We start from the raw sequence: 9357 nt of genomic DNA, 5'->3' as shown, positions 1-9357 counted from the left end.
GAGTCTCTGAGATAAACCAGATGATAAGAAGACTTGCCGATCTGAACAACAAGATCCGTATGGGAATGACCCTCAAATCTCCTCCTAACGATCTTCTCGATGAAAGAGACAGGATTTTAGACGAACTATCGGATCTTGTGAACATAAATTATACGTAAGCGGGGGACGGACAAATCACACTGAGAATAGGAAACCAGATCGTTCTGAACGGTTCCACCTACAACGAAATTCGACCTTTAGAAAGGCCCTACGGGAAAGGGTATCACGAGCTTTTTGTTGGTAATGCAAAGTTGACTCTTTCCGATGGAAAGTTGAAGGCGCTTTTGGATTTGAGAGACTCAATCATCGTGAAATACATGAGGAAGCTCGACGAATACGTTCTCTTCACAACAGATACGATCAACCTTGTGCACAGAGACGGTTTCGAAGCAAGTGGTGTAACGATGAACCTTGATTTCTTCAAAAAAATTGTGTCTTTCTCAGGCGATCCTGCAATATTCAGGCTCAAGGGTAACAGAAAACTTGAGATGGGACCCTACCACACAGTCACGGGAATCCATTCTGTGACCAGCGCATCTGAAATAAGCGAAAAGCGCTTCAATACCAGCGATCTGATACTCTCCTTCGAAGGGGGTTCCTCTTCAACCTTGAGTATATCGCCGGGTACAACCATCGGAGATCTTGTTTCGTCCTGGAACCTGCTCGGTACAACTTTGAAGATAGGACAGCACGCAGGGGGATACAGGCTGTATCTGGAAGACACTTCTGGAAATCTCAGAAACAAGCTTTTCTTCTCCCTGGGAGATTCACTTTCGAGGATGGGTTTCGACACGAAAACCAGAGGTTTCCTCACCATAAAGGAGTCAGATCTTTCTTCGCTGTCCCCCGGAGTCTACAATGTGAGTGTTGAGTACACGCTCGAGGATGGGTCGAAACAAAGCGAAACGATCTCCATCGATCTCTCGTCCGGTGTGAATCTGTCGAGCATAGCTTCTTCCATAAACTCTTCTTCGCATCTGGGAGCGCATGTTTACACGGATCCATCCACGGGGGAAAACATGCTGGTGATCGTCCCTGACGGGGATTTGAATTTCGATCCATCGGCGGTGAACGTGCTGAGTGACGACGATTTCTTCACAAAAACGAACGCCTTCGTCAGGAACTACGAAGTTTTGAAGTTCAAAGACACTCTGGAGAACGTTTTTTACGGTCAAAACGGTTTCGATCCAACGAGTTCCTTCACGATCACGATAAATTCCACCGATATAGAGATCGATCCAGTCGTGGACACTCTGGAGGCACTCGTTGAAAAGATCAACGAAAAAGCCACGGGGGTTCTGGCGGATTTAACGCCACACCATTCGTTCGTCCTCAGGGCGACGTCTCTCTACGACTTCGATCTCAGGATGACGGACATAGAAGGTCCCCAAGGTTTCTTTGAAGCCCTGGGGCTCGTTGACCCGGACGACGATCCAACCACGTTCGACTGGACCGTTTCGTACAAGTTGATCTCAAAAGACGACGATTTTGAAACTTTGAAGTCTCGGTTCAGGATAGCCGATATGCTGACATTTGACAGGGCACCACACGACGAACCGTTGAACATAGTGAACCAGTTTGAGGTGAACTCCTCCGTTGCATCGAATCCGACAAACCTGGCCGTTGATGTTGGTCGCGCCATGGAAAACAACGATTGGAACGTGGTGGATGTGAGGCCGACGGGAGGAGCCAACCCGGAGCTTCTCAAAGCCATCCAAGATCTGTACACCAGAAAGATGTTGTCAAACGGGAAGGAAAGCTTCTACGAATTCTTCGGAGGAGTGGTAGCCGAGCTGGGAGTGGAATCGGAAACAGCGAAACACCTCAAAACCAACACTGAGATATTGAAACAGGAGATAGACAACGAACGAGAAAGGGTGAAAGGAGTGTCGCTCGATGAGGAAATGGCGAATATGATAGAGTATCAGCACGCTTTCAACGCGGCTGCCAAAGTTATCACCACGGTGGACGAGATGATACAGACTGTGATAAACATGGTGAGGTGATAGAATGCGCATAACGAACAGGATGATCAGTGATAGAGTGTTGTTCAATATACAGACGAGCCTGAAAAGAATTGCGAAGCTCCACGATCAGCTTTCTTCGGGTTACAGGGTAAGATTCCCGAGCGACGATGCAGTCGTTGCCAAGAGGGCCAGCGATATCATGACGAGAAAAAGGGAATTAAAGCAATTCCAGAGGAACATAGATCACGTTCAGACCTATGTGAACGCGTACGACAGCGCGTTGCAGACGATTTCTGCGATTTCTCAGAGGTTGAGAGAATTGTTCGTCAGGGCTGCGAACGGAACACTTTCGAAGGCGGAAAGAGAAGCAATAGCGGAGGAAATAGAAAAAATAAGGGACAACCTGGTTGAGATAGCGAACACCAGGATCGGAAACGAATACATCTTCTCCGGTTACGATGTCTTCAACGAGCCCGTGAAATACGAAAACGATGCTTGGAAGATAGTGATTTCTCCCTCTGCTGACAAAAGCCGTTCCGTGTCAGTTTTGGGGCGCTCCATAGAATACGGTGTCACGGCGAGCGAGGTTTTCAAACTGGACGACGGAAGAAACATATTCCAGGTACTGGATGAGGTGTCTGATCTTCTGCGTTCAAACCTCGATGACAACACGATATCTTCTCACATATCCAACATCTCCTTAAAGGATCTATCTCTTTTCGAAGAGAACATCACGAAGGTAACGGGAAAAATAGGTGGAGTGAGCAGGTTCATAGAGATGGTTGGAAAAAGGGTTGAGGATCTGGATTATTTCTTCACAGAATACCTCTCCAGGGAGCGAGACGCCGATATAACCGAGCTTGTAACGGATCTTGCGATGCAACAGTCGGTCTTGGAGGCCGCTTTGAAGTCGGCGAGTCGAGTTCTTCAAGCTACTCTGGTGGATTTTGTGTGAGGTGATAACGTGGTTTACAGCACAAAACTCGGGGAAATGGAGATAGCCGATGATCAAATCTTCGCGTTCGAAGAAGGAATTCCAGGTTTTGAGCATTTGAGAAGGTTCGCGTTGGTCTTTCCGGAAGAAACCTTCCCTATAGGGTGGTTGCTTTCCTTGGAAGACAGTCAGATCGGCCTTCCCGTTGTGGACCCAAAGCTTGTGAGACCTGATTATGACCCCAAGGTATCACCCAGTGACCTCGAAAAGCTTGGTGCGCCAAATCAGGACGAGCTTCTTTTTTTCTGTGTATTAACGATACCCCCTGGAAAGCCAGAGGAGGCCACGATAAATCTTCGGGCACCGATCATCATTGAGCAGAAGAAGAAGAGAGGAATTCAGGTGATTCTGGAGAATCCAGATTATCGTTTGAAACACCTTCTTTCCGAAGAAATGGAACGGGCGAAATCTATGGTATGATTCTTTGAGATAGCCCCCCTCACCGCGAGGTACCTTTCAGGTTCAAAGGGGAAGCCGGTGAAAATCCGGCGCGGGGCCGCCACCGTGACCGGGGACGAAACCCACACGATGCCACTGGGGCCTTCGCCCTGGGAAGGCGTGGGGAGTAGGACGATCCGGAAGCCGGGAAACCCGCCCGCGGTGAAGGGAACCACCTTCCTCGGAACCAGGAAGGTGGGGATATTTCTTTTCAAGGGAGGGATGACTGTGCTCAGGAAACTGGGTTTTCTCTTGTTTGTCATGGTTTCTATCCTCACACTCGCTGTGACGATCGTGGACGATGCGGGAAGAGTGGTGGAGATCACTTCTGTTCCAAAAAGGGTAGTCAGCCTTTCTCCCGCTGCAACGAGGTTTCTGATCTTTCTGGGGTTAGAAGACAGAATCGTTGGTGTAACAGATTATGACAGTTACGAGGCAGAAAGAGTGGGTGCGATGGTTCCGGTGAATATTGAGAAAGTGGTAGCCTTGGATCCCGATCTTGTTCTGATGTTCGGAGGGTTCCAGCTTCCCGAGGTTGCAAAACTGGAAAAGGTTGGGGTGAAGGTTCTCGTGATAAATCCTACCTCACTCGACGACATCATAAGGGACGTGGTACTCCTCGGAGCGGTCTTCGGTGAACCAAAACCGGCAAGTGAAAAGGCAAATGAGCTGAAAAAGGAAATGTTGGAAATAGGAAAGAAGACTTACAATATACCTCCTTCGAAGCGTCCAAAAGTCCTGTATCTGATCTCTGCACCGGGTCCTGACGTGAAAGAGATATGGACGTGTGGAGAAGGATCCTATCTGAACGAAATCATTTCTCTTGCCGGTGGAATGAACATCGCTTCGGGTATCGCAGGGCCTAACGGATGGCCACAGCTGTCCCTTGAGTACGTTGTGGCACAGAACCCCGATGTGATCATTGTGGGAGTTTATGTTCCAGGAACAGAAGACGAGGAAGTGAAGAAAATTCTCGAGTTCGAGCCGTTCAGGGAGATAAACGCCGTGAAAAACAAAAAAGTCTTCACAGTGGACGGAAACCTGTCCTCTCAACCCTCTCCAGATGTTTTTAAACTCCTTGACATCCTGTACGATTATTTCTACGGAGGGAGCAATCGGTGAAAAAGTTTATCCTTCCGATTCTGATGATCAGTTTTCTTTTTGGAATACTCTTCGGTGGTGTGCCCTTGGACCCCCTTGAGATCTTGGGGGTCCTGTTTGGTTTAAAAGAGAATCCGTTGGTCGAGAGGATCCTGTCCTTGAGAATTCCCAGGGTCTTTGCGAGTTTCATTGTAGGAGCGGGACTTTCTCTGGTGGGAAACGTTTTTCAGAATCTTCTGAAAAATCCCCTCGTCGATCCATATCTTCTTGGAATCTCTTCAGGCGCGTCTTTTGGAACGATTCTTTCGCTCTACCTTGCTGAGGTTATCGGCGTTTCCTGGATATACCGTATTCCCCTTCTCAGTTTTGGATTTTCTGTGATCGCTTCACTTCTCACTCTCTTTATCGCGAGGAAAGAAGGTCGTTTCCCCGTGACTTCCATCATTCTCTCAGGAGTTGTGATCAGTACTCTCTTCAGTTCCCTTACCTACATGACGATCGTTCTACTCAAAAGGAACGTGACCACCATATCTATGTGGCTCTTCGGGAGTTTCTCGGGAACGGTTTGGAAAGACGTTGCTTTCTACTCGGCGGTTGTCATGCCGTTTCTTCTCTACTCCATGGTCTTTTCAAAGCATCTCAACGCCATGGCGCTAGGAGAGGAAGAGGCTTTTGTTCTGGGAATCAACGTGGAGTTTCTGAAGGTGTTCACTTTCCTCTTTGGGAACCTTACCACCGCTTTTCTCGTCTCCAGAAGCGGTGTGATAGGTTTTGTCGGCCTCATCGTTCCTCACATTGCCAGGTACCTTGTGGGACCTGGTTTCCTTAGATCCGCACTGGCAAGTGTGATTGTGGGGGGTGTTCTCCTCACCCTCTGTGATACGATGTCGAGATCTCTCTTTTCCCCAACGGAACTTCCCGTTGGAGTTGTAACAGCACTGATAGGAGCTCCTTTCCTTGCCTTTCTCATGAAAAGGGGTGTGTGAATTGGAAGCGGTGAGGGTAGAGAATTTATATTTTCAATACAGGACAGGTTTTTCTTTGAAAAACATCGAATTCTCTGTGGAGAAAGGAGAGTTCTTTGGGATAATAGGCCCCAACGGATCTGGTAAGACCACTCTTTTGAAGATACTCGCGGGACTTTTAAAGCCCCAGAGAGGAAAGGTGTTTCTCTCCGGGAAAGTTCCCTGGGAGGTTTCCAGAAAAGAGATGGCAAAGATCGTCACCCTTGTTTCTCAAGATTTCTTTCCCTCGTACGATTTTACTGTAAAAGAGATAGTCGAAATGGGACGACTCCCACATCAGCATCTTTTGAGTGAGACGTCCAAAAAGGATGAAGAAGCCGTTTTAAAAAGTCTGAAGTTGACCGATACTTTGAAATTCTCTTCCAGAACTTTCTGGACACTGAGTGCTGGTGAACGCAGGAAGGTTGTGCTTTCGAAAGCGATTGCTCAGGATACGAAGATCCTTCTCGTGGATGAACTGACTGCACATCTCGATTACAGCAACGTGAGTCTTGCGGGCAATGTGATGAAAAAACTGAAGGAATCTGGAAAAACCATCGTAGCGGTCTTTCACGATATAAACGTGGCATCACTTCTGTGTGACAGAATAGTCGTGATGAAAAACGGTGAAATTATAAAAATTGGAGCACCCTCCGATGTTCTCAACGAGAGAGTGCTCCGAAGTGTTTTCGAAACAGAATTCGTTGTACTGGAACATCCTGTCACAGGAAAACCCCTAGCCTTCCTCAAATAGCTTTTCCAGAAACCTCACCTGCTCGATTGCCTGGAAAGAATCTCCTCCTTCATGACCGTTGTACAGATAGATCCTGATCTCTTTTGGCCCAGCATAGTGGTTGTAAGCTGCAAAGACTGTGGAAGGTGGACAAATGGTATCCATGAGTCCGACAGAGAACAGGGCGGCGATTTTTGCTCTCACCGCGAAATTCACTCCGTCGAAGTAGGAAAGTGTTCTGAACACGATTTTTTCTTTGTCTCTGTGTGTTTTGAGAAAGTTCGTGATCTCCACGTACGGATGTGTGTCGACAAGTTGCACTGCCCTTCTGAAGTGACACAGAAACGGTACGTCGCACAGAAGAGCTTTTACCTTATTTGACAGGGCGCTCACCGCAAGGGCAATCCCCCCGCCCTGACTGCTTCCAGCCACTACAACTCTTTCAGGATCCACCCGTGGGAAAGAGATGGCTGCTTCCACTGCCCTGACCGCATCCACAAAAACTCGTCTGTAGTAATAGGTTCTTGGATTCAGAATTCCCCTTGTCATGAATCCTGGATACTGAGGATCGATTGGACCTTCTGGGTAGTCTGGTGTGTCTCCCTTCAACCAGCCGCTTCCCTGTCCCCGGGTGTCCATGACAAAACAAATGCAACCCACGGATGGCCAGAACAGCCAGTTGTGTGGAAAGCCTCTTCCACCATTGTAACCTATGTACTGCACAACACAGGGAAGTCTTTCTTCTTCCAGCTTTGGGACAAGAAGCCATCCTTTTATTCTCTGCCCCATGTACCCGGAGAAGGTAACATCGTACACTTCGACTGTCTTGAGGTGAGAATCCACTTTCTCGAAGACGGGGTTCAGAGGAAACTTTTCGCTCTCTTCGAATGTTTCTTTCCAGAACTCGTCGAAATCTTTCTCTTCGTATCGCTCTGGGTGGTACTCTTTCAGCTCCTCAAGAGGCATGTCAAAGAAGGCCACTTCTCTATCACTCCTCGTAAGACTCTGTGAAGAATTTCCTTTTCCCAATCACTTCCCTTTTATCACCGGTGACACAGAAAGAACCTGTGAGTCTGATATCTTCAGAGGAACTGCCCACCATCACCTTGAACTCACCCGGCTCCACAACGAGTTTCATGGCCCTGTCGTAGTAGGAAAGAACATCCAAGTGAAGCTTGAATACAACCGTCTTCTTCTCCTTCGCTCTCAAAGAAACCCTCTTGAAACCTTTCAATTCCTTCACTGGTCTTGTCACACTTGCGAGCTCACGTCCAATGTAAAGCTGTACTACCTCGTCTCCATCTATCTCCCCCACGTTCTCTACATCGACCTTTATCACAACCTCTCCAGCTGGAGGTACCTCTTTTGGTTCTATCCTCAGATTACTGTACTCGAACTTCGTGTAAGACAGACCGTGTCCGAAGGGAAAGAGAGGCTTTGTGCTCTCGTCCACGTAATCTCCATGCCAATGAGATCTTCCTCCTGAGGGTTTGACGTAGTGGAAGACGGGAATCTGACCGGCACTCCTTGGGAAACTGATGGGAAGTTTTCCGGAGGGATTCACTTTTCCGTAGATGACGTCGACGATCGCTCTTCCACCAGCCTCTCCTGGGAGCCACACCTGAAGAATGGCGTTCACCTTATCAACCACGTTCTTGAGTGAGTACGGTCTTCCTGTGATGAGGACAAGAACGACAGGCTTTCCAGTTTTTGCAACTTCGAGGACGAGTTCTTCCTGAACTCCCGGAAGTTTGAGGTTCGCCATGTCTCTGGATTCACCTGTTGTGCAGTCGAGAGTGAGGCCCGATCTGTCTCCCACAACCACAATGGCAACATCCGAGCGTTTTGCCACCTCCAGGGCTTCCTCAAAGCCGCTCCTGTCCTCTCCTGTTACATCGCATCCTTTTGCGTATTCGAATGTCACTCCTTCTTCTTTGAACGCATCGAGAACGCTCGGGATGCTCTTCATGTGTTCTTCTATACTCTTTTTCAGCCTTTCGTAGTTTTCCCTTGGGATTTGTGGGTTTCCGAAGACATCGTCTATGTTGTCAAGGAGTGCTCTTATGTGAGCGAGATACATATAGTCTCCCAAAAGATTTCTTACCTCACCGGCATTTGGTCCTATTAAGGCTACCTTCTTGTTCCTTTCAAGAGGTAAGATTCCATCGTTTTTAAGCAGAACAATTGACTTTCTTGCAATCTCAAGGGCAATATCTCTGTGACTTCCTATCTTTGCTTTCTTCACGTCAACGTATGGGTTCTCAAAGAGCCCGAGCATGAACTTGAGCCTCAGTACTCTGGAAACGGCTTCGTCGATCAATGATTCGGACATAACTCCCTTTTCAACAAGATCTTTCAGGTGCTGATAACAATCTGTCTTTGGAAGTTCAACATCTATTCCCGCCTCGAGTGCGAGTCTGGCGGATTCAGATTTGTCTTTTGCTATCCTGTGGTACTCTCCAAGCATGTTCACGGCGAAGTAGTCGGAAACAACGATACCTTTGAATCCCCAGTCTTTTCTCAAAATATCGGTGAGAAGCTTTCTGTTCACTCCACACGGAACACCGTCTATTTCACTGTAGGAGTTCATCACGGAAAGAACCTTTGCTTCTTTGACCGCAGCTTCGAACGGGAAAAGAAAGACTTCTCTGAACTCCCTCTCTGGTACGTTTGTCGGTGCCCAGTTCTTTCCACCCTCAGAAGCACTGTATCCTGCAAAGTGCTTCACCGTGGCGACAACGCCTTCTTTTATGTTCTCACCCTGAAGTCCCTTTACGTAGGAAACTCCCATCCTTGCAACAAGGTAAGGAGACTCTCCGAACGTCTCTTCCGTTCTTCCCCATCTCGGATCTCTTGCCACGTCCAGAACAGGAGCAAGTCCCTGGTGTGCTCCTATCTTTCTCATGTCCTCTCTGATGACTGTAGTCATTTTCTCTATCAGGTCTGGATCCCAGGTGCTCGCCATCGCTATCGCCTGCGGAAAGTTGGTTCCACCAAGCCCCATGTACCCGGTGAGACACTCCTCGTGTATCATCGCCGGTATTCCAAGGCGGGTTTCCTCCACGAGAAAACGCTGTATCT

Annotated in this window: 8 protein-coding genes and 1 riboswitch; of the genes, 6 read left to right on the top strand and 2 right to left on the bottom strand. The window is 48.1% G+C overall.

Annotation, left to right across the window (positions count from 1 at the left end; all coding sequences use genetic code 11):
• Positions 1-329 precede the first annotated feature (329 nt).
• From J7K79_RS04785 to J7K79_RS04760, 6 genes are all read left to right on the top strand, one after another.
• Positions 330-2045, top strand: a complete 1716-nt coding sequence (locus J7K79_RS04785; RefSeq protein WP_296905707.1) for a flagellar basal body rod C-terminal domain-containing protein — start codon at positions 330-332, stop codon at positions 2043-2045.
• A 4-nt stretch (positions 2046-2049) separates the two neighbouring features.
• A complete protein-coding gene (flgL, locus tag J7K79_RS04780) occupies positions 2050-2961 on the top strand; it encodes a flagellar hook-associated protein FlgL (RefSeq protein WP_296905705.1) in 912 nt (303 codons plus the stop codon).
• A gap of 9 nt (positions 2962-2970) precedes the next feature.
• A complete protein-coding gene (gene fliW, locus J7K79_RS04775; protein WP_296905703.1) occupies positions 2971-3420 on the top strand; it encodes a flagellar assembly protein FliW in 450 nt (149 codons plus the stop codon).
• 9 nt (positions 3421-3429) lie between these two features.
• Positions 3430-3614: riboswitch (cobalamin riboswitch) on the top strand.
• Positions 3615-3666: 52 nt separating this feature from the next.
• Complete coding sequence (locus J7K79_RS04770) at positions 3667-4560, top strand: cobalamin-binding protein (RefSeq protein ID WP_296905701.1); 894 nt, start codon at positions 3667-3669, stop codon at positions 4558-4560.
• Positions 4557-5525, top strand: coding sequence for an iron ABC transporter permease (locus tag J7K79_RS04765; protein ID WP_296905699.1), 969 nt, complete (start codon positions 4557-4559; stop codon positions 5523-5525). Before J7K79_RS04770 ends, J7K79_RS04765 begins: the two co-directional genes overlap by 4 nt.
• Entirely contained in the window at positions 5518-6297 is a 780-nt protein-coding gene (locus J7K79_RS04760) for an ABC transporter ATP-binding protein (protein ID WP_296905697.1), read from the top strand. The genes J7K79_RS04765 and J7K79_RS04760 overlap by 8 nt, the downstream gene beginning before the upstream one ends.
• Here the strand turns inward: J7K79_RS04760 and J7K79_RS04755 are convergent.
• A complete protein-coding gene (locus J7K79_RS04755) occupies positions 6280-7257 on the bottom strand; it encodes an acetylxylan esterase (RefSeq protein WP_296905695.1) in 978 nt (325 codons plus the stop codon). The two genes, J7K79_RS04760 and J7K79_RS04755, sit on opposite strands and share 18 nt — an antisense overlap.
• A gap of 7 nt (positions 7258-7264) precedes the next feature.
• A partial coding sequence (locus tag J7K79_RS04750) for a glycoside hydrolase family 3 N-terminal domain-containing protein (RefSeq protein ID WP_296905693.1) occupies positions 7265-9357 on the bottom strand: 2093 nt, incomplete at its 5' end.

The organism is Thermotoga sp. (genome assembly GCF_021162145.1).
Classification (GTDB): Bacteria; Thermotogota; Thermotogae; order Thermotogales; family Thermotogaceae; genus Thermotoga.
This window is presented reverse-complemented; position numbering and strand designations above follow the sequence as displayed.